This window comes from Streptomyces sp. NPDC088554 (genome assembly GCF_044752945.1).
Taxonomy (GTDB): Bacteria; Actinomycetota; Actinomycetes; order Streptomycetales; family Streptomycetaceae; genus Streptomyces.
In genome coordinates this window covers 86,198-106,405 of the sequence record NZ_JBIVMF010000015.1, presented here as the reverse complement: position 1 = coordinate 106,405, position 20,208 = coordinate 86,198, and the positions used below count along the sequence as shown (strand labels likewise).

The following is a 20,208-nucleotide window of genomic DNA, read 5'->3' as shown; positions in this document are numbered from 1 at the left end:
TGTCCCACCTCCCGTCTCCCGTCCCACGGACCGGAGTGCGCGTCTCACCCGACGGACACGGATTTCGACCGCGCCGGTGGAGGGACTACGCTCCGGCCCGTGGCCGATATCGAGATTCCCGCTGACATCAAGCCCGCCGACGGCCGTTTCGGCGCAGGTCCCTCCAAGGTTCGGACGGAGGCTGTGGACGCGCTGGCCGCCACCGGCACCTCCCTCCTCGGCACCTCCCACCGCCAGGCCCCGGTCAAGAACCTGGTCGGCTCGGTGCGTGACGGAGTACGGAACCTCTTCTCGCTCCCCGAGGGCTACGAGGTGATCCTGGGCAACGGCGGCTCCACCGCCTTCTGGGACATCGCGACACACGGCCTGATCGAGAACAAGTCCCAGCACCTCTCGTTCGGTGAGTTCTCCTCCAAGTTCGCCAAGGCGGCCAAGCTCGCGCCGTGGCTGGCCGACCCGTCCGTCATCTCCGCCGACCCCGGCTCGCACCCCGAGCCCGTCGCGGAGGAGGGCGTCGACGTCTACGCCCTCACCCACAACGAGACCTCCACCGGTGTCGCGGCCCCCGTCAGGCGGGTCGCCGGTGCGGACGCGGGCTCGCTGGTCCTGGTCGACGCGACCTCCGGCGCGGGCGGTCTGCCGGTGGACATCGCCGAGACGGATGTCTACTACTTCGCCCCCCAGAAGTCCTTCGCGGCCGACGGCGGCCTGTGGATCGGTGTCTTCTCGCCCGCCGCCCTGGAGCGCGCCGCACGCGTCCACGCCTCCGGACGCCATGTCCCCGAGTTCTTCTCGCTGCCCACCGCGATCGACAACTCGCTGAAGAACCAGACCTACAACACCCCCGCGCTGGCCACGCTCTTCCTGCTCAACGAGCAGCTGAACTGGCTCAACTCCCAGGGCGGTCTGGACTTCGCCGTGGGCCGTACGGCCGGCTCCTCCCAGAATCTGTACGGCTGGGCCGAGGCGTCCAAGCACGCGACCCCCTTCGTGGTCGACCCGGCGAAGCGCTCTCAGGTCATCGGCACGATCGACTTCGCGGACGAGGTCGACGCGACGGCCGTCGCCAAGGCCCTGCGCGCCAACGGCATCGTCGACACCGAGCCCTACCGCAAGCTCGGCCGCAACCAGCTCCGCGTGGCCATGTTCCCGGCGATCGACCCGTCGGACGTGGCGGCGCTGACCGCCTGCATCGACTACGTGATCGAGCAGCTCTGACCAGCTGACCGCCCGCCCCCGGGCCCCGACGCGGCATCCGCGCCGGGGCCCGCGCCGCGCCGGGGCGCGGCCACCGCCCCCCTCAGCCCTTTCGACGCAGCCACTTGAAGCCGAGGAACAGCGCCGCCGCCCCCGCGAGGACGAACGCGCCGAGTGTGGCGCCGCCCCCGCCGGAGGTACCGGAACCGGCGGACCCGGCGGACCCGGTGGTCGAGCCGGCCGAGCTGCCGGAGCCGTCGGAACTGCCGGAGGATCCAGTCGATTCGCCCGCCTTGCCGCCCCCGGTGTCGCCGCCGCCCTCGCCGACGTCCACCCGTACCACCTCGCTCTTCGCGCCCTCCGTACCGAACATCAGCGCGCTGCCGTCCGCCGTGTACGTCACCGACTCGGCCTGCGGCTGGAACGGCGCGGTCACCGCGCGCTCCGTGCCCAGCCTGCCGTCCTTCCAGGCATAGGCGCGCGCGCTGAAGTACGAGCGCAGGGTCAGTTCCTTTCCGTCCGGCGAGAAGGCGCCGTCGGTCACCCAGGGCACCTCGTCGATCCGCCGGAAGGTGTTCGTACCGGACGGGGTGAGCTTCTCGGGGCCCTCGTACAGTCCGCCGCCGCTCTGGTTCTTGGAGGCGATGTAGACCCGTCCGGTCTTCGGGTGGACCATCAGCGACTCGGCGTCGCGCGGACCGTCCTCGTACGCGACCGTGAACTGTGTCGGGGTGACCGTCGCGTCCTTGAGCTGCCGGGGCTCGGGGAAGCGGTAGATCCAGACGTGGTCCCAGCTGCCGTTGAGGTTGTCCCCGATGTCGCCGACGTACAGATTCCCGTCGGGGCCGAGGGAGATGCCCTCCGCGTCCCTGATCTCGCCGACGCCCTTCAGGGTGATCGTCGCGACGGTCTCCCCGGTCCTGGAGTCCACCGCGTAGATGTACGGCGGGTGGGCGCTGTCGTTGTGGGTCCAGTAGACGCCCGGGTGGATCCGGCTGGCGGCGAGGCCGCTGGACTCGGTGATCCGCGGGTCCTTGATCGTGAAGTTCTGGTCGGGTGTCCCGTCCGCGGCCAGCGCGGACGGGCCGGTCGCCAGTACGGCGAGGGCGGCCGCGGCGGCGGCGACGCGAAAGACACGGGTACCGGGATGGCGCGGAAGCGAACGCATCCCCCCAGCCTGCCACCCCGCCCACGCCCACCCGGCCCGGCCAGGACACCCGGGCCCGCCGGGACACCGGACGACGTCCAGTGCTGTGGCCGGAAAGGTTCACCGGCTCGCGACGCCCGGCACGGCACTAGGGAATCCCCGCATGATGATCGGCGAAGATGACCGGATGCGATTTCTGTTCGTGGGCGACTCCATGACCATCGGGAGCGCGGGCGACTTCACCTGGCGCTACCGCATGTGGCAGCACCTCAGCACCTCCTTCGGCAGCCCGTTCCGGATCGTCGGTCCCCGCACGGAGCTGTACGACGTCCGGGCCGCCGCCCCCGTCTCGTACGACTACGGCGGCCCGGACTTCCCCGCCCACGCCCGGGGACACCTGGCCGGCTGGGGCGAGGGCTGGCAGCACATGGCCCCGCTGATCGGGGCGACGGTCGAGGAGCACCGGGTGGACGTGCTGCTCGTCTCGCTCGGCCTGATCGACCTCGGTTTCTATACGGACAGTACGCAGACGGACCGCAACGTCCGCGCCTTCATCGCCGGGGCCCGCGCGGCCAACCCGCGCGTCCGCGCCGTACTCCTGCCGGTCATCCCCAATGTCCGCGCCGAGTCCGACGCGCCGTTCGCCGCCGAGGTGGACCGCTTCAACGAGTTGCTGGGCAAGACGGTCGCCGAACTCGACCGGCCGGACTCGCCGCTGCTGCTCGCCGCGCGGCCGTCGACGTACGACATTCATACCGATACATACGACGGCACCCACCCGGCCCCGTCCGGCGAGCACAAGCTCGCGGGGGCCTTCGCCGACGCGATGCACGAGAGCTGGGGCGTGGGCAGTCCGTACGCCGCCCGCCGCTGACCCCTCATCCCGGGGGAAAAGGCCGCGACATCCGTTTCGGGGCGTTCTGAGGTGCGGACGGCCCACCGCCCGCCCCACCCGAGGAGCCCGCCTGCATGGACCAGCCCCCGGACCCCCTGTATCCGCCCGTCGAGCCCTACGAGCAGGGCATGCTCGATGTCGGGGACGGCAACCTCGTCCACTGGGAGAGCTGCGGCAACCCGCGGGGCAGGCCCGCGCTCGTCGTCCACGGCGGCCCCGGATCCGGCTGCAACCCGTACCACCGGCGCTCCTTCGACCCGGCGCGCTACCGCACCGTCCTCTTCGACCAGCGCAACTGCGGACGCAGCACCCCGCACGCGAGCGATCCCGCCACCGACCTGAGCCACAACACGACCGACCACCTCATCGCCGACATGGAACGGCTGCGCACCCACCTCGGTATCGAACAGTGGCTGCTGTACGGCGTCTCCTGGGGCTCCACCCTGCTGCTCGCGTACGCCGAGCGGCACCCCGAGCGCGTCTCGGGGATCGTCATCGCCAGTGTCACGACGACCCGGCGCTCGGAGATCGACTGGCTGTACGGCGGCGTCGGCCGGATCTTCCCCGAGGAGTGGGACCGCTTCCGCGCGGGCGCCGGGCACCCGCGAGATTCGGCCACCGTCCCGGAGCTGCTCGCCGCCTACTCCCGGCTGCTGGAGAGCCCCGACCCCGCCGTACGGGAACGGGCCACGGCCGACTGGTGCGCCTGGGAGGACGCCGTGCTCTCCCAGGAACCGAGCGGCTCCGCCACCCCGTACGGCGACCGGCCCGCCGCCGACCGGCAGGCCCTGGTGCGGATCTGCGCGCACTACTTCTCGAACGGCGCCTGGCTCGGCGAGGGCGCGCTGCTGCGGGACGCGGGACGGCTCGCGGGCATCCCCGGCGTCCTGGTCCACGGCCGGTACGACCTGGCGGGGCCCCTCTCCACCGCCTGGGAGCTGGCGCGCGTCTGGCCGGACGCCCGGCTGGTCGTCGTACCGGACTCGGGTCACAAGGGCAGCGACACACAGCGCCGTGAGGTACGGGCGGCGCTCGACGCGTTCGCCGCGGGCCGAGGGCGGCGGCCCGCTCCGGTGGCGGACTCGCCGCCGCCCGGCCTTGCTTCGAGTGCGCTCCAACGCGTTGGCTGTGGAGTCATGAAGTACACGCAGCTCGGACGCACCGGACTCAAGGTCAGCCGACTCGTCCTCGGGACGATGAACTTCGGCCCCCTCACCGACGAGGCCGACAGCCACACGATCATGGACGCCGCGCTCGACGCGGGCATCAATTTCTTCGACACCGCCAATGTCTACGGCTGGGGCGAGAACAAGGGCCGCACGGAGGAGATCCTCGGCACCTGGTTCGCCAAGGGCGGCGACCGTCGCGACAAGGTCGTCCTCGCCACCAAGGTGTACGGGAACATGGCGGCCGACGGAGACGCCTGGCCCAACCACGACAAGCTCTCCGCCCTCAACATCCGCCGCGCGGTCGACGCCAGCCTCAAGCGGCTCCAGACCGACCACATCGACCTCTACCAGTTCCACCACATCGACCGCGACACCCCCGTCGAGGAGATCTGGCAGGCCATCGACACCCTGATCCAGCAGGGCAAGATCCTCTACGCGGGCTCGTCCAACTTCCCCGGCTGGAAGATCGCCCAGGCGAACGAGACGGCCCGCCGCCTCGGCTCGTACGGCCTGGTCAGCGAGCAGTGCCTGTACAACCTCGCCGAGCGCCGCGCCGAGATGGAGGTCATCCCGGCCGCGCGGGAGTACGGACTCGGGGTCATCCCCTGGTCCCCGCTGGGCGGCGGGCTGCTGGGCGGGGCGATCCGCAAGGAGCGCGAGGGCGGCGGTTCGCGGACCGGCCAGGGCCGCTCCGAGAGCGGGCTCGCCGACACGGCCGTACGCGCGCAGATCCAGGCGTACGAGGACCTGCTCGGCAAGCACGGCATCGACCCCGGCGAGGCGGCGCTGGCCTGGCTCCTCACCCGGCCGGGCGTGACGGGCCCGATCGTCGGCCCGCGCACGGCGGAGCAGCTGGAGTCCGCGCTGCGGGCGGTGGAGCTGGAGCTGTCGCAGGAGGTCCTGTCCTCACTGGACGAGATCTTCCCGGGCCCGGGTCCCTCCCCGGAGGCCTTCGCCTGGTAGCGGCCACGCCACAGGGGCCGCGGACGGCGCGGCCGGACACGCTCCGGCTAGCCGACCGCGGCCGCCACGGCGATGACCACGAACATCAGCACAAGCACGCCCGCCATGACGCGGTTCCGGGTTTTGGGGTCCACGGGTCGAGGTTAACGGCCGGGTACGACAGCCCCGGCACCCGGGTTCGTGTTCGGGACGTAGCCCGTTCGCCGTGCGTATCGTTGTACCGCGCGGCTGCCGTGCTCGCTACGGCAGCGGGGAGGAGCGCCACGATGACCGTCGTCGAGATCGACAGGATCGCCATGGCCGAGGAGAGCGACAGCGGGCTGGCTCCGGACCAGTCGGCTCTGGACAAGATGTTCGAGATGCTCGACCCCATCTCCGAGGGATTCAAGGTCGAGATTGTCGAGGGAAACATCTTCATGGTTCCGCAGCGGAACACCCACTGGCAGATCATCCGCCGTATTGTCCGGGCCCTGGAGGACCAGTTCGGCGAGGACGTCAAGGTGACGTCCGACGTGCGGTTCGATTTCCCGGGGCATCTGAACGGGTTCTGCCCGGATGTGGTCAAGCTGTCCGATGCGGCCGTGCTGGACAAGCACGGCCGATGGAACGCCGAAGACGTGGAATTTATCGCCGAGGTGATCTCCAAGGGGACCGCCACCAACGACTACGAGCCCAAAAAAGCGGTGTACGCGGCGGCCGGGATCCCGGTCTACCTCATCGTCGACCCGTACACCGCCAGGTGCCACGCGTACACGGAGCCCAAGGACGGCGAATACCACAGCAAGCTGACCGTTGTCTTCGGTGGGGACATCGATCTCACCCGCACCGTTCTCGACCTGACCCTCAAGACCGACACGTTCCCCCGCGACTGACCGCCCCCGGCACGGCCCCCGCCGGATCCTCCCGGCCGGGCCGTGCGTGGCTCACGCGGCCGTTGTCAGCTGCCGTTCCTTCGGTACGAACGCCATGTGCGGGCGGCCGCCGCGCAGGTCCACCTTGAGGCGTACGCCTGCCACCCGGGTCAGGACCAGGCCGATCGTCGCCGCCGCGAGCAGGGAGACCGCGCCGCCCGCGGCGAACCCGATGCGGGCGCCGTAGGTGTCGGTGACCCAGCCGAGGAGCGGGCCGCCTATGGGGGTGCCGCCGACGAAGACCATCATGTAGAGGCTCATCACCCGGCCCCGCATCTCCGGGTCGGAGGCCATCTGGACGCTGGTGTTGGCGCTGATGTTGGTCGTCAGGCCGAGCATGCCGATCGGCAGGAGCAGCAGCGAGAACAGCCAGACGGACGGCGAGAAGGCCACCACGATCTCCAGCAGCCCGAAGGCCATCGCCGCGAGGATGAGCAGCCGGACCCGACTGGCTCCGCGGCGGGCGGCGAGCAGGGCGCCCGCCAGGGAGCCGGCGGCCATCAGGATGTTGAAGAAGGCGTACATCCCGGCGCCGCCGTGGTAGATCTCGTGGGCGAAGGCCGTCAGCCAGATCGGGAAGTTGAAGCCGAAGGTGCCGACGAAGCCGACGAGGACGATCGGCCAGATCAGCTCGGGGCGGCCGCGTACATAGCGCAGCCCTTCTCTGAGCTGGCCCTTCGCGCGTGGCACCGTGACGGATCCGTGCAGTTCGCGCGAGCGCATCAGCAGCAGGCCGATGAGCGGGGCGGCGAAGGACAGGCCGTTCAGCATGAAGGCCCAGCCGCTGCCGACCGTGGTGATGAGCACACCGGCGACGGCGGGGCCGATGAGCCGGGCGGACTGGAAGTTGGCCGAGTTGAGGCTGACGGCGTTACGGAGCTGGTCCGGGCCGACCATCTCGGAGACGAAGGACTGACGGGTCGGGTTGTCGACGACCGTGACCATGCCGAGCAGGAAGGCGATCAGATAGACGTGCCAGACCTGGACCTGCCCGGAGAGGGTCAGGACCGCGAGGGCGAGCCCGCACAGGCCCAGCGCGGCCTGGGTGACGAGCAGCAGCCGCCGCTTGGGGTAGCGGTCGGCGATGACGCCGCCGTACAGGCCGAAGAGCAGCATCGGGAGGAACTGGAGCGCCGTCGTGATGCCGACGGCCGCCGCCGAGCCGGTGAGGCTGAGGACCAGCCAGTCCTGGGTGACCCGGGCCATCCACGTACCGATGTTGGAGACGGCGGCTCCCGTCGCGAACAGGCGGTAGTTACGGATCTTCAGCGACGAGAAGGTCCCGCCGCCGGTCCTACGGTCCGGGGTGGTGCTGTCGTGGGCGGATTTCGGTGCGGGGGCGGATTCTGCTCCGGATCCCGTACTCAATGGGGGTTCGCCTCCTCAGGGCGCGCGGGTTACAGGTGGGCGAGCTTCTCCAGTACGGGGGCGGCGGCGCGCAGCTTCGCCCACTCGTCCTCGTCCAGGCCCTCGGCGAGGGTCGCGAGCCAGACGTTGCGCCTGCGGCGGCTCTCTTCGAGCATCGCCTCGGCCTCTTCGGTCTGGCTGACCACCTTCTGCCGACGGTCGTCGGGATGCGGCTCCAGCCTGACGAGGCCCTTCGCTTCGAGCAGCGCCACGATGCGCGTCATCGACGGCGGCTGGACGTACTCCTTGCGGGCCAGCTCGCCCGGGGTGGCGGAGCCACAGCGCGCGAGCGTGCCCAGCACCGACATCTCGGTGGGGCTCAGCGACTCGTCCACCCGTTGGTGTTTCAGTCGCCGGCCGAGCCGCATGACGGCGGAGCGGAGAGCGTTCACGGCGGCGGCGTTCTCGTGTTCGTCGTCGCCGTGGGGTAGGTCAGGCATGTTGTTAGCCTAACTCATTACCCATGCTAAATACCACCGGAACAACCACGGCGGGCCTCGTCGGACACCCGTGCGGGCCGCTCACCCGGTGTGCCGATCAGGTCACTCGTACGGGTGAGGTCGCCCCGGACAGCACCATGGCGGGCTCAGAGGTCACCCGACAGGCTCTCAGCCTGCGGATAGACGGTGAGCTGCCCGAACGGCTGCGGCAGCACGCCGCCGAACGCGAAATGAGCGTCCAGGACCATGGGCCCGGACGCTCATTCGCGATGGCCTCGACGAGCGCTGCAAAGCGGCGGTCGACGAGACGGACCGGTTCACGGAGCAGTTCTACGGGGTGCCGTGGCGCACCCGGCGCGCGCCGCTACACGTCGGGCCCTGGCTACGTCAGGCCCAGCGCCGGCATCGCGTAGTAGAAGACGAAGACCGCCGACACCGCGTACATCGCCGCCGGCACCTCGCGGCCCCGGCCCGTCGCCAGGCGCAGCACGCTGAACGCGATGAAGCCGATACCGATGCCGTTGGTGATCGAGTACGTGAACGGCATCATCACCATCGCCAGGAACGCCGGCACACCGATGGTGAAGTCGCTCCAGTCGATGTCCCGTACGGACCCGGCCAGGATCAGGAAGCCCACCGCCACCAGGGCGGGGGTCGCCGCCTGGGACGGGACCATGGTGGCCAGCGGTGTGAGGAACAGCGCCGCCGCGAAGAGCCCGCCCGTCACGACGGAGGCGAGGCCGGTCCTGGCCCCCTCGCCGACACCGGCCGTGGACTCCACGTAACAGGTGTTGGCCGAGGCCGAGCCCATGCCACCGGCGGCGACCGCGACACCGTCGACGAAGAGGACCTTGTTGATCCCGGGGAGGTTCCCCTTCTTGTCCATCAGCTTGGCCTCGTCGCCGACGCCGAGGATCGTGCCCATCGCGTCGAAGAAGCAGGACAGCAGCACGGTGAAGACGAAGAGCGTGCCGGTGAGGAGGCCGACCTTCTGGAAACCGCCGAAGAGGCTGAACTGACCGAGCAGGCCGAAGTCCGGGGTCGCGACCGGGTTGCCCGGCCACTGCGGGGTCGTCAGCCCCCAGCTCGGCACCTTCACGACCGCGTCGAGGATCATCGCCAGACCGGTCATCGCGACGATGGAGATCAGGATCGCGCCGCGCACCTTGCGGATGATCAGCGTCAGCGTGAGCAGCACGCCGATGGCGAAGACCAGGACCGGCCAGCCGTGCAGATGGCCGTTGCCGCCGAGCTGGAGCGGCACGGTGGTCTGCGCGGCGTCCGGGATACGGGAGACGAAACCGGAGTCGACCAGGCCGATCAGCATGATGAAGAGGCCGATACCGATCGCGATGCCCTTGCGCAGCCCCTGCGGTACGGCGTTCATCACGCGCTCGCGCAGCCCGGTCGCGACCAGCAGCATCACCACGAGCCCGGCGAGTACGACCATGCCCATCGCGTCCGGCCAGCTCATCCGGGGGGCGAGCTGGAGGGCGACGATCGTGTTGACGCCGAGTCCGGCGGCGAGGGCGATCGGCACATTGCCGATGACCCCCATCAGCAGCGTGGAGAAGGCGGCGGTGAGGACCGTCGCGGTGACCAGCTGGCCGTTGTCCAGCTGGTGGCCGTACATGTCCTTCGCGCTACCGAGAATGATCGGGTTCAGCACGATGATGTACGCCATCGCGAAGAAGGTGGCGAGGCCGCCCCGTACTTCGCGACCTACCGTGGAGCCGCGCTCCGAGATCTTGAAGAAGCGGTCGAGCCCGCCGGACGGCTGTCCGGAAGCCGGTGGTGGCGTGTCGGAACCGACCGGTGCGGTGGCCGAGGAAGGCATGCGGGACCTCAGTCGTACGAGAGGGATGGGGGAAATGCCGGGGTACTGAGCGGTAAGGATGAGTGGCGTTCACGCCAACCCTGTATGTCCGGACGAACGAAACAAGTCAGCCAGAAAACAGTTTCGGTATGAATACATCAGTATGAATATGGGCGACCAAGATCGCTATCTCCGCGCGTAGAGCCTTGCGCCACCTGGCCTCGCGCCGCCCCTCCTCCGTCCCGGAACACCCCCGCATAGACTGACGCCATGACCGGATTTCTGACGGGAACCCCCCGGCACGCGGCGCCCGAACCCCTGGAGGGGCCGGTCGTGGGCACCATCACGGGCGGCACGATCATCTGGTTCGTCCTCTTCCTCGTCCAGCTGCCGTTCTACGGCTGGTACAGCGATCACGGGCACACGTGGCTGATCTGGACCTGTCTGGCCGGGGCCGGACTCGGGCTCATCGGGATCTGGTACGTACGCGGGCGGGACGCGGCGCTGAAGCGTGCCGCCGCTGCCGCTTCTGCCGCCGCCGAGGAAGCCGACGGGGAGGCTGGCCTCCTGCCCGGGGACGATTCCCCTCGTCCCGGAGTCTGATCTTCGGACCACTCCACGTGTGAAGCGGTACGCCGGGCCGTACCGTCGGAGCATGACGCAGCGGGCGAAGATCGACACCGATGGCCCCGAGCCCCCCGGTCCGGCCATCGACGCGGGAGCCGAACTCGACCCCGTGCACCCCATGGAGCTACCCCACCGCGAGGAGTTCCGGCGCGGCGGGCTGACCGCCGCCGAGGTGGCCGCGCATGTCGCCCGGGGCGAGGTCAACGACGTTCCGGTGCGCAGCAGCCGGACGACGGCCGAGATCGTCCGGGGCAATGTCTTCACCCGCTTCAACGCGATCATCGGCGTGCTCTGGGTGATCATGTTCTTTGTCGCGCCGATCCAGGACACCCTCTTCGGGTTCGTGATCATCGCCAACACCGGCATCGGCATCATCCAGGAGCTGCGCGCCAAGCGGACCCTCGACGGGCTCGCGGTCATCGGCGAGGCGAAGCCGACCGTACGGCGGGACGGGGTCGCCACCCAGATCTCCACCTCCGGGATCGTCCTCGGGGATCTCATCGAACTGGGCCCCGGCGACAAGGTCGTGGTCGACGGGGTCGTCGCCGAGGCGGACAGTCTGGAGATCGACGAGTCGCTGCTCACCGGCGAGGCGGATCCGGTGCTGAAACACCCCGGCGATCAGGTGATGTCGGGCAGCTTCGTCGTGGTCGGCGGGGGCGCGTTCCGGGCGACGAAGGTCGGCCGCGACGCGTACGCCGCGCAGCTCGCCGAGGAGGCGTCCCGCTTCACGCTCGTCGACTCCGAGCTGCGCAACGGCATCAGCACCATCCTCAAGTACGTGACCTGGATGATGATCCCGACCGCCCTCGGGCTCATCCTCAGCCAGCTCGTCGTCAAGCAGACCGACTTCAAGAACTCGATCGCCAGGACCGTCGGCGGCATCGTCCCGATGATCCCCGAGGGCCTGGTGCTGCTGACCTCCGTCGCCTTCGCGATCGGGGTCATCCGGCTGGGCCGGCTGAAGGTCCTCGTCCAGGAGCTGCCCGCCATCGAGGGGCTGGCCCGCGTCGATGTCGTCTGCCTCGACAAGACGGGCACGCTCACCGAGGGCGGAATGGACGTCAGCGAGCTGCGCGCGCTGGACGGCGCGGACGAACCGTACGTACGGCAGGTCCTCGGCGCGATCGGCGCGTCCGATCCACGGCCCAACGCCAGCCTCCAGGCGATCATCGACGCCTACCACGGCGACCGGGGCGCCTGGCCGGTGGCGGAGACGCTGCCCTTCTCGTCCGTACGGAAATACAGCGGCGCCGCGTTCGACGAGGCCGGGGGCGAGCCGGTGCGCTGGCTGCTCGGCGCGCCCGATGTGCTGCTGCCGGACGGCGATCCCGCGCTCGACGAGATCGACCACCTCAACAGGCAGGGGCTGCGCGTCCTGCTGCTGGCCCGCACCGGCTCGGCACTCGACGCGCCCGACGCGGCGGCGGGGGCGGCGGCCGTCGCGCTCGTCGTACTGGAGCAGCGGCTGCGGCCGGACGCCGCCGAGACCCTCGCGTACTTCGCCGACCAGGATGTCTCCGCCAAGGTCATCTCCGGCGACAACGCGGTCTCGGTCGGCGCGGTGGCCGGAAAGCTGGGTCTGGCGGGCGCGGCGAACACGGTCGACGCCCGGCGGCTCCCGGCGGGCAGGGAGGAGATGGCCGAGGCCCTCGAATCCGCCGGGGTCTTCGGCCGGGTCACCCCGCAGCAGAAGCGCGACATGGTCGGCGCGCTCCAGTCGCGCGGCCACAACGTCGCGATGACCGGGGACGGTGTCAACGACGTCCTGGCGCTGAAGGACGCGGACATCGGCGTCTCGATGGGTTCGGGCTCGGAGGCGACCCGCGCGGTCGCCCAGATCGTCCTGCTGAACAACAGCTTCGCGACCCTGCCCGCCGTGGTGGCGGAGGGCCGCCGGGTCATCGGCAACATCACGCGGGTGGCGACGCTCTTCCTGACGAAGACGGTCTACTCGGTGCTGCTGGCGATCCTGGTGGCGTGTTTCCAGGTGGAGTACCCGTTCCTGCCCCGGCATCTGACGCTGCTGTCGACGCTGACGATCGGTATCCCCGCCTTCTTCCTGGCGCTCGCGCCGAACAAGGAGCGCGCGCGGCCGAACTTCGTGCGCCGGGTGATGCGTTACGCGATCCCCTCGGGGGTGATCGCGGCGGTCTCCACCTTCACCACCTATCTGATCGCCCGGCGCTACTACACCGGGCCCGGCTCCCTGGAGGCGGAGACCAGCGCGGCGACGCTCACGCTGTTCCTGGTCTCGATGTGGGTGCTGGCCATCGTGGCCCGTCCGTACACCTGGTGGCGGGTCGCCCTGGTGGTGTCGATGGGGGCGGCGTTCCTGGTGGTGCTGGTGGTGCCCGCGCTCCAGCACTTCTTCGCGCTGAAGCTGGTGGGGACCGTGATGCCGTGGACGGCGGTGGCGGTCGCGGTGGTGGCGTCCGCGGCGCTGGAGTTCTCCTGGCGGCTGGTGGGGCGGAAGTTCCCCGCGTAACGGAAGTTGCCCGCGTAGCGGATCCCCGCGTAGCGGAAGTTCCCCGCGTAACGGAGGGGATGGTACGCGTGGGCCGGCAGGCTGCCGGGCCCCACGCGTACCGCTTCCGCTGATGCGGGTGTTACTTCTTGATCTTGACCAGGGTGCCCGCGGCGTTGACGGCCGGGGTGGTCGACGTACCGGCGAAGCTCCAGCGCCAGTAGCCCTCGGCCGTGGTCTTCGTCGTGGTGGTGCTCAGCGTGCCGGTGTTGGAGGTCTTCACCGTCTTGATCGTGGTGTACGTCTCGGTGCCGCTCTTGCGGAACTGGAGCTTCACGGGCTGGACCGTGTAGCCCGCGTACTTGCCGGTGTCCCAGTTGGCGCGCGAGAGCTTGCCCGTGACGGTGAGGGTCTTGCCCTTCTTCACCGGCTTGGGGGTGGCGGCGACGGTCAGCTGCGAGAGGCGCTGGAACTTGACCGTGCCCGCCTTCTCCTTCTCCGTCATGCTCTCGTCGTTGCCCACGGCGACGGCGTAGACGTTCCAGGTCTTGGCGTCGGTGTTGTACAGCACCTTCGGGTCGACCGTGATGGTGTGCGTGCAGGTGGAGGTGGTGGCACTGGCCGCCTTGCACTTGAGCTCGGTGTCGTCCTCCAGCCCGAAGCCGTAGGAGGAGTCGTCCTCGATGCTCGACCCGCCGGTCCACAGGACGGCGGCGGCACCGCCGATGCCCGAGTCGTCGGTCGCGGTGATGGCGACGCTGACCTTCTTGGTGGCGGAGGTACCGAGCACGATGGGCTTGCCACCGTTCACGACGACCTTGGTGACCTTCGGGTCGGCGGCGGCGGCCTTCGCCGCCGCGAGGGAGCGATTCTGCGCCGTGCTCGGCGCGGCCTTCCCGGCGGCGTCGCCCAGCCAGGCGCCGGTGGGAAGCGTGAGCGCGGGGCGCTCCCCGTGGGACTGCCCGGCCTGCGCGGCCGGAACAGCGAGAGCGGACAGGGCCAGGGCGCCGGAGGCAACGGCAACAGTGGCACGAATACGCATGTGTTTTCCCCTGTGGAGAGGGCTCCGCGGTGCGTCGTCCGCGACGGCGGAGCCCGTAATGGTCAGCGGATCTGATGACCCGACTGAACAGACCAGGGACACTTGTGAATAGTTGTACGAACTGACTGGATATTTTCGACTACTTCTTGACTTCAACCAGGGTGCCGGACGCGCCGACGGACGGCTTCGCGGTGTACACCGCGAAGCCGCTCCTGCGGAACTGGAGCCCGGCCGGCCCGCGCTCAGTCGAACCAGCGGTCCCGCGCCAGCTCCCCCGTCCGCGACGGGTCCTCCAGCAGCGCCGCCACCTCGAAGCGTCGTGGCCACTGTCCCGCCGCCCAGGCCAGCCCCGCCGCGACCCCCTCCAGGGTGGCGGCGTGCAGCACGCCGTCCGGGGTGTGGCGCCAGTCCAGTTCCGTACCGCCCGCGAGGAGTTCCTCGTGTTCGACGTACGTGTCCGGCGTGCCCGCGCCGAGCAGCGCGCGGACGGAATCCGGCACGGTGTGCTCCGTACCGTCCGAGGTCACCTCCGCGGCCACCGCCTCGCTGAGCCGGCGCACCTGGAGCAGCTCCGCCAGCTCCCCGGCGCGCGCCGGGGACACCGGCAGCAACGCCAGGCCGCCCGCGAGGGGCAGCAGGTCGGGGGCGTCGGCGATCACCGCGTCGGCCGCGTCGACCACCCGCGTCCCGCCGTCGACGACCGCGCGCAGCTCGTCCGGAAGGGTCACCTCGTCCGGATCGAGGTCCGCGAGCGCCGTGTAGAGCGCGTGCAACTGGCCGACGCCGACCGGCCGCTCCGGGTCGGCGAGCCGGCCGAGCAGCTCCGCCGCGCCGCCCGGCTCGTCCAGAAGGGCGGCGACAGAGGTCCGTACGCCCAGCGCGCGCAGCACCTGCGCGTCGTCGAACCCGGTCGCGTCGACGGCGTCGTACACCCCCGCGAGCAGCGGGTCGCCGCCCTCGGCGCGCAGGCCCGCCGGGCGCCGGCCGTCGAGGACGGGATGGTCGCGCAGCCACCACGCGGTGTACGAGCGGACGCTCTCCGTCGTGCCGTCGGGCAGCAGGACCCGTACGGACTGGGTCAGCGCGTCCCGCAGCGGCGGCTTCGCCAGCAGGGCGAGCGCGCGCGGCCAGGCGTCGTCGTCGACGAGGTCCAGGTCGCGTACGGCGACGATCTCGGTGGCCACCGGCGGCACCGGGGACCGGGGCAGCCGGTCGAGGACGTCCTCGCACCAGACGTCGACCGCGTCCAGCAGTCCGGCATCGTCGGGTTCGGCGAAGTCGCCGTCACGGGGCTCCAGTTCGTCCGGATCGAGGACGATGTCCGTGGCCCGCACGAGCGCGAAGTCCGCCAGGACGCCACAGGCGGCCAACGGCTGTTCGCCCCAGCGTTCCGCCAATTCCGTATCACAGAAGGCCAGTTCACCTTCGCGCAGGACGGAGGCGAACGGGCTTCCCGGCAGCACGAGTTCACCGGCCGGAGCCGTCTCGCCGTCCTCGTCGATCAGGGCGAGCGCACCGAGCCAGGGCTCGTCGCCGGGGTCGAGCGCGGCGTCGCGTACGAGCGCCAGGACCAGTTCGGCCAGCTCCTCGGCGTCCGGGGCGTCGGCGTCCTCGTCCCAGACCTCGCCCGCGTCCATCGATCCGGCGACGGCCGCCCGTACCTGAGGGGTCGTCAGGACCGCGCGCGGGGTGGCGGGCAGCGCGCCCAGCTTCTCCAGCAGGGGGTGCGCGGCGTCGGGGTGCGCGACCTTCAGGCCGAGCCGGGCGAGGTCCGCCGCCTCCTCGGAGCCGGGCAGCGGCAGCAGGATGTGGCGCGGCCCGATCGCCGTACGCCCGTTGGCCAGCGGCACCGGCAGCCCGGACAGCCGCTCGGGGTCGACGCCCGCGAGGGATTCGTACAGCCTGTGCCACCAGGCGGGCGGGCGTTCGGCGCCCGCGATGCGTTCGATGGCGTCGCCGAGCGGCAGCCGTCCGACGCCGAGCGTGCGCGGCTCGGGGCGGCGTTCGAGCCCGGCGGGCAGCAGCGTCGGCAGCACCTCGGCCAGCACCCGTACGGTGTCGGCGCCCGCGCCCTCGACGATCTCGGCCTCGAAGGGGCGCAGCGCGGGCAGTTCCTCGGTGGGCGCGGCCGGGGCGAGGAAGGCGACCCGGGGCAGCCGCGCCAGGATCGCCGCGCGCAGCCGGCCGTCCAGCTCACCCTTGCCGAGCGTCCCCGGTACGAGGTCGAGGGTGCCGGTGAAGTCCGGCTGCCAGTCGCGGAGCAGTTCGGCGTAGGCGTCGGCGGCCTTCTCCACCAGGAAGTCGGTGAGCGGCCCCGGCGCGGGGTGGCGCCGGGCGGTGTCCAGCGGCAGCGAGGCGATCAGCAGCGCGGGGATGCCGAGGGGTTCGTCGGTGGGGGTCGGCGCGTGGACGACGGGTGCGGTACGGGGACGGGCCGGGGCGCCCTCGCCGTCCACGGGGACGGCCCAGGTGACGGACCAGTGCGGGCGCAGCCGCTCCTCGACGGGCCGCCCTTCGAGGAGGGCGCGGTCGGTGGCGCCGTGGTGGGCGACGACGCGCCAGCGGTGGACGCCGCCGTCCCGGGAGTCCTCGATCTCGACGTACGAACCATTCCGCGACCTGCGCAACACCCGTTCGCCGTCGGGGGTTTCGACGACGACCTCGGCGAGCCCGGGGAGCGTCAGCAACAGCGCGTCGTCGATCCCGGCGAGCAGCCGCTCGGCCAGATCGGTGGCGGCGGCGTCGCGCAGCGGCAGGATGACGACCGTGTCGTAGCCGTCGGGGGCGGTGCCCTCGGCGGGCAGCGGCAGCCGCAGCAGTGGTACGTGCCCGTCGCGGCGGCGCAGTTCGTCCCCGAGCCCGGGGCTGCCCTGCGCGGCACGCCGGGCCAGTTCGCGGGCTTCGGCGAGCGACCAGCGGACCCCGCCGTGGCGCCCGATGAGCGCGGGTTCGTCGCTGACGGCCAGGACGGCGGCGAAGCCGACGCCGAAGCGCCCGACCGCCGACTCGTGTCCCTCGCGCTTGGCGGAGGCGCGCAGGGTGGAGAGCGACTCGACGCCGGTCGCGTCGAGGTGCGCGCCGGTATTGGCGGCCACGAGGACGCCGGGGCCGTCCGCCGTCGCCGTCCGCAGCGTCAGCCGCAGCCTGCCCGCCACCCCGGCGCGGGCGGCGGCGTCGGCGGCGTTCTGGGCCAGCTCGACGACGAGCCGGTCCCGGTAGCCGCCGAGCGCGAGGTCCTCCTCGGCGTTGGCGTCCTCGCGGAAGCGCGCGGGGCCGGCCCCCCACGCGTCAAGCACCCCACGCCGCAGCCGCGCCGTTCCGAACGGGTCGGCCCCTTCGGGCGTGTTGACGTCGACGCTCACGCTGTGACTCCGCTCTGTGCTGGCCGCCCGCCGGTCATGCGCGCGGACCCGAAACGTGCGGCCTGAACGTACCGCGAAGCGGGGGGCGGCGGGGTGCGGGGGCGCGGCGGCCACCCCGCGCCCCGGGCACGTACCAGCGAAGCGGGCGGCCTCACAGCACCGGAGGGCGTCCGAGCCGGGTCATCTTCCACACCGTGGACCACCGCATGGGCCGCCGGGTTCCGCACGGCGTACGCCAGCCTTCCGCGAAGCCGCCGCACCATGCCCGCAGCCCGGCCGCGTCCCGGGTACGGGCCACGGTCAGCGCCGCCCACACGCCCAGGTAGACGGGGACGAGCGGGGCGGGCAGCCTGCGCCGGGCCAGGTAGACCCGGTTGCGGGCGTTGGTCCGGTAGAAGAAGGCGTGCCGGGCGGGTGACGTCCGGGGGTGCTGGAGCAGCAGCTCCGGCGCGTAGACGATCTTCCATCCGGCGTCCAGCGCACGCCAGGCCATATCCGTCTCCTCGTGCGAGAACAGGCCATATCCGTCTCCTCGTGCGAGAAGAAGAACGACGCGGGCCAGTCCCCGATCTGCGCCAGCATCTTCCCGGACAGCACGTGCGCCCCGCCCAGGAACGTCGTCACCGTTCCCCCGCGCATCGGGTCCCCGGCCCGCAGCCGGGGGACGTGGCGGCGCTGGGTGAACCCGGTCTCGTCCGCGATCCGGAAGCCGACGATGCCCAGGCCGGGGTCCGCCTCGTACAGCCGCGCGATCCGCTCGAAGTCGGTGTCCGCGACCAGCAGCCCGTCATCGTCCAGGTCCAGCACCAGGTCCATGTCCCGCAGGTGCGCCAGGGCGACGTTCCGTCCGCCGGTCACCCCCAGATTCTCCGCGAGCTGCACCGCCTCCACCCACGACGGCAGCTCCAGATCCGCCACGGAGCACCCGTTGCCGACCACCACGGTGCGCGTCGCGGGTGTCGTCTGCGCCGCGACCGAGGCCAGCAGCGCGGCCAGTTCCCTCGGCCGCGTGCCCATCGTGATGATCGCGACACCCAGCGTTGCGCCCACCCGAACCCGTCCTTCCGGCCCCGGACCGGCGTCCGATGCGATGCGCGCGACGACCGACGGGACAACTCGTTATCGATACGGACAAGTTGACCGGTTCGTCGCCCCCGCGCGTATCTACGGCGCCCGCAGAGCACGGCGGTACGACGTGCCCCTCACGGCCGGGTGCCGCGTAGCCACAAGGGCCGTCGGCCCCCGGGCGTACCGCCGGGTGCCGGGTGGCCCCGAGGGTCAGGAGTGGCCCAGGTCCTCCGTGTCGGTGGCCTCGCCGGTCGGGACCGAGCCGCTGTCCGGGGACGGGCGGAGCGGGAAGGCGTCCGCGCCGACCGAGTCGAGGACCGGGGGCGGCGGGCGCAGCGGGGCGGGCATGACGGCGGCCTCGGAGTGGCCGCCGCAGCCGTACGAGAGGGAGACGACGCGGCCGTCCGCCGGGGAGAACTCGTTGGCGCAGACGCCGAACGCCTGGCGCAGCGAGCCCGCCAGGGGCAGCAGGAAGCCGCAGGAGACGCAGGGGGCGGGGGCGGCCTGGGCCATCGGGGTCTTCGCGCCGAAGGACTCGTCCCAGCGGTCGGCGGCGACATGGAGCCCGTAGCGCGACAGGATCCTGGCCCTGCGCATGCCGAGTTCCTCGGCGACCGCGGCGATCGTGGAGCGCGCGGGCACGGCCGGGACCTCGGACAGGTCGACCGGCTCCGCCTCCTCGGCCAGCTCGGCGTAGTCGACCGGGCCGCCGGGCGCCTCGGTGGCGGTGTAGGCGGCGGCCCCGGCGGGGGGCGCGTCCTCGCCCGCGTAACCGGGTTCCAGGCGCAGATCCTCGGCCTCGGTGGGCAGCAGATCGCCGGGTCCCAGGTCACCGGGGCGCAGCCGCTCGCTCCACGGCACCCATTCGGGGGCCCGGAGGGAGTCGGGGCCGGGCAGCAGCACCGTTTCGTCGAGGGTGACGAGCTTGGCACGGGATGCCCGTGCGACCGTCACCGCCCAGCGCCAGCCCCGGTAGCCCAGTTCCTCGCACTCGAAGAAGTGGGTGACGACCCGGTCTCCGTCCGCCACCACCGAGACATGCGCCCCGACGACTCCGGGCGCGGCTGCCTCTTCGGCGGCCGACCTGGCGAGGTCTACCGCCTCGGCACACAGGCGGTCAGGGGTTCGGCTTCGCGTCGTCGCAGCACTCACAGGTCTCGCTTCTCTCCTACGCCGTCTCACGGGTGCGCCGGCCGATTCGCGATGTACGAGCCGAGGGCGGAGCGGACCAGAGGGCCGCATCGACGTCCACGCCCGATCTTTCCTCGGGCACACCTACCATCATCCATTCTGCGGGATGACGAAGAGGCGCGCGGCCGAGAACAACCGCCGGTGGCGCGCTACGCACGCTACCCTCTCCGCCGCCCGCCGCCCACCTGCACGCCGCCTTTCCGGTACTTCGGGGCACACCGCAACCAGCCCGTAACCCAGTGGTGAACAGGCGGGAGCGGTTCGGAGCCGTCCCGAAGAGTTTCCCGGCGCGTCTTCCCGGCGACCGGTACGGGCCACCGCGACCGGCCCGCCGCGCCCGGCGAACGGCGATCCCCGGCCAAAGAGCCGGCCGAAGACGGGCCAGGGACGCACCAGGGACGCGCCCCGGACAAGTCGGGGACGAGTCGGGGACAGGTCGGGGACAGCTCGGACGAACGCCTGGCGGCCAACTGGGCCCGTCCGCGACCGGCACGCGTCTCGAATCG

13 protein-coding genes and 3 pseudogenes are annotated in these 20,208 nt (G+C 71.4%); 8 read left to right on the top strand and 8 right to left on the bottom strand.

Going from position 1 to position 20,208, the window contains the following annotated elements; translation table 11 throughout:
• The first annotated feature begins 99 nt into the window (after positions 1-99).
• Positions 100-1,218 carry a phosphoserine transaminase gene (gene serC, locus ACIP8W_RS19195; RefSeq protein ID WP_402203781.1) on the top strand — a complete coding sequence of 373 codons (1,119 nt, stop codon included), beginning with the start codon at positions 100-102 and terminating at the stop codon, positions 1,216-1,218.
• 82 nt (positions 1,219-1,300) lie between these two features.
• Here serC and ACIP8W_RS19190 read toward each other — a convergent pair whose 3' ends face one another.
• Positions 1,301-2,365, bottom strand: a complete 1,065-nt coding sequence (locus ACIP8W_RS19190) for a WD40 repeat domain-containing protein (RefSeq protein ID WP_401950746.1) — start codon at positions 2,363-2,365, stop codon at positions 1,301-1,303.
• Positions 2,366-2,510: 145 nt separating this feature from the next.
• Between ACIP8W_RS19190 and ACIP8W_RS19185 the strand changes: the two genes are divergently transcribed.
• From ACIP8W_RS19185 to ACIP8W_RS19170, 4 genes and pseudogenes are all read left to right on the top strand, one after another.
• The gene (locus ACIP8W_RS19185; protein WP_402149643.1) at positions 2,511-3,218 is read left to right on the top strand and encodes a GDSL-type esterase/lipase family protein; all 708 of its coding nucleotides are present in this window, start codon (positions 2,511-2,513) and stop codon (positions 3,216-3,218) included.
• Positions 3,219-3,313: 95 nt separating this feature from the next.
• Positions 3,314-4,285 (top strand): annotated as a pseudogene (gene pip / locus ACIP8W_RS19180) (prolyl aminopeptidase); the annotation flags it as partial.
• A gap of 90 nt (positions 4,286-4,375) precedes the next feature.
• Entirely contained in the window at positions 4,376-5,371 is a 996-nt protein-coding gene (locus tag ACIP8W_RS19175) for an aldo/keto reductase (protein ID WP_401951287.1), read from the top strand.
• Between the two features lie 266 nt (positions 5,372-5,637).
• On the top strand, positions 5,638-6,243 hold the full coding sequence (locus ACIP8W_RS19170) for a Uma2 family endonuclease (RefSeq protein ID WP_401950743.1): 606 nt from the start codon (positions 5,638-5,640) through the stop codon (positions 6,241-6,243).
• A gap of 51 nt (positions 6,244-6,294) precedes the next feature.
• On the opposite strand, the gene ACIP8W_RS19165 is transcribed toward ACIP8W_RS19170, so the two are convergent.
• Together ACIP8W_RS19165 and ACIP8W_RS19160 are read right to left on the bottom strand one after the other, a co-directional pair.
• The gene (locus ACIP8W_RS19165; protein ID WP_401950740.1) at positions 6,295-7,650 is read right to left on the bottom strand and encodes an MFS transporter; all 1,356 of its coding nucleotides are present in this window, start codon (positions 7,648-7,650) and stop codon (positions 6,295-6,297) included.
• Between the two features lie 29 nt (positions 7,651-7,679).
• The gene (locus ACIP8W_RS19160; RefSeq protein ID WP_401950737.1) at positions 7,680-8,129 is read right to left on the bottom strand and encodes a MarR family winged helix-turn-helix transcriptional regulator; all 450 of its coding nucleotides are present in this window, start codon (positions 8,127-8,129) and stop codon (positions 7,680-7,682) included.
• A gap of 203 nt (positions 8,130-8,332) precedes the next feature.
• On the opposite strand from ACIP8W_RS19160, the pseudogene ACIP8W_RS19155 reads away from it, so the two are divergent.
• Positions 8,333-8,448 (top strand): annotated as a pseudogene (locus ACIP8W_RS19155) (ribbon-helix-helix protein, CopG family); the annotation flags it as partial.
• A 63-nt stretch (positions 8,449-8,511) separates the two neighbouring features.
• Here the strand turns inward: ACIP8W_RS19155 and ACIP8W_RS19150 are convergent.
• A complete protein-coding gene (locus tag ACIP8W_RS19150; protein ID WP_401950732.1) occupies positions 8,512-9,966 on the bottom strand; it encodes an NCS2 family permease in 1,455 nt (484 codons plus the stop codon).
• 249 nt (positions 9,967-10,215) lie between these two features.
• On the opposite strand from ACIP8W_RS19150, the gene ACIP8W_RS19145 reads away from it, so the two are divergent.
• Both ACIP8W_RS19145 and ACIP8W_RS19140 read left to right on the top strand, forming a co-directional pair.
• Positions 10,216-10,548, top strand: coding sequence for a DUF2530 domain-containing protein (locus ACIP8W_RS19145; protein ID WP_401950730.1), 333 nt, complete (start codon positions 10,216-10,218; stop codon positions 10,546-10,548).
• A 52-nt stretch (positions 10,549-10,600) separates the two neighbouring features.
• Positions 10,601-13,060 carry an HAD-IC family P-type ATPase gene (locus tag ACIP8W_RS19140; protein WP_402203778.1) on the top strand — a complete coding sequence of 820 codons (2,460 nt, stop codon included), beginning with the start codon at positions 10,601-10,603 and terminating at the stop codon, positions 13,058-13,060.
• Between the two features lie 121 nt (positions 13,061-13,181).
• Here ACIP8W_RS19140 and ACIP8W_RS19135 read toward each other — a convergent pair whose 3' ends face one another.
• From ACIP8W_RS19135 to ACIP8W_RS19120, 4 genes and pseudogenes are all read right to left on the bottom strand, one after another.
• Positions 13,182-14,081, bottom strand: coding sequence for a DUF5707 domain-containing protein (locus tag ACIP8W_RS19135; RefSeq protein WP_402203776.1), 900 nt, complete (start codon positions 14,079-14,081; stop codon positions 13,182-13,184).
• Between the two features lie 242 nt (positions 14,082-14,323).
• Positions 14,324-17,443 (bottom strand): sacsin N-terminal ATP-binding-like domain-containing protein, encoded by a 3,120-nt coding sequence (locus ACIP8W_RS19130; RefSeq protein WP_402149634.1) that lies wholly within the window; start codon positions 17,441-17,443, stop codon positions 14,324-14,326.
• Positions 17,444-17,594: 151 nt separating this feature from the next.
• Positions 17,595-18,460 (bottom strand): annotated as a pseudogene (locus tag ACIP8W_RS19125) (glycosyltransferase family 2 protein).
• Between the two features lie 261 nt (positions 18,461-18,721).
• Entirely contained in the window at positions 18,722-19,663 is a 942-nt protein-coding gene (locus tag ACIP8W_RS19120) for a DUF3027 domain-containing protein (protein WP_401950719.1), read from the bottom strand.
• Positions 19,664-20,208 lie beyond the last annotated feature (545 nt).

What these genes read in the sequence shown, in the direction of transcription:
- ACIP8W_RS19190 (WP_401950746.1), bottom strand. Translation starts at nt 2,365, where the DNA reads ATGCGTTCGCTTCCGCGCCATCCCGGTACCCGTGTCTTTCGCGTCGCC.
- ACIP8W_RS19185 (WP_402149643.1), top strand. Translation starts at nt 2,511, where the DNA reads ATGATCGGCGAAGATGACCGGATGCGATTTCTGTTCGTGGGCGACTCC.
- ACIP8W_RS19175 (WP_401951287.1), top strand. Translation starts at nt 4,376, where the DNA reads ATGAAGTACACGCAGCTCGGACGCACCGGACTCAAGGTCAGCCGACTC.
- ACIP8W_RS19170 (WP_401950743.1), top strand. Translation starts at nt 5,638, where the DNA reads ATGACCGTCGTCGAGATCGACAGGATCGCCATGGCCGAGGAGAGCGAC.
- ACIP8W_RS19160 (WP_401950737.1), bottom strand. Translation starts at nt 8,129, where the DNA reads ATGCCTGACCTACCCCACGGCGACGACGAACACGAGAACGCCGCCGCC.
- ACIP8W_RS19150 (WP_401950732.1), bottom strand. Translation starts at nt 9,966, where the DNA reads ATGCCTTCCTCGGCCACCGCACCGGTCGGTTCCGACACGCCACCACCG.
- ACIP8W_RS19145 (WP_401950730.1), top strand. Translation starts at nt 10,216, where the DNA reads ATGACCGGATTTCTGACGGGAACCCCCCGGCACGCGGCGCCCGAACCC.
- ACIP8W_RS19140 (WP_402203778.1), top strand. Translation starts at nt 10,601, where the DNA reads ATGACGCAGCGGGCGAAGATCGACACCGATGGCCCCGAGCCCCCCGGT.
- ACIP8W_RS19135 (WP_402203776.1), bottom strand. Translation starts at nt 14,081, where the DNA reads ATGCGTATTCGTGCCACTGTTGCCGTTGCCTCCGGCGCCCTGGCCCTG.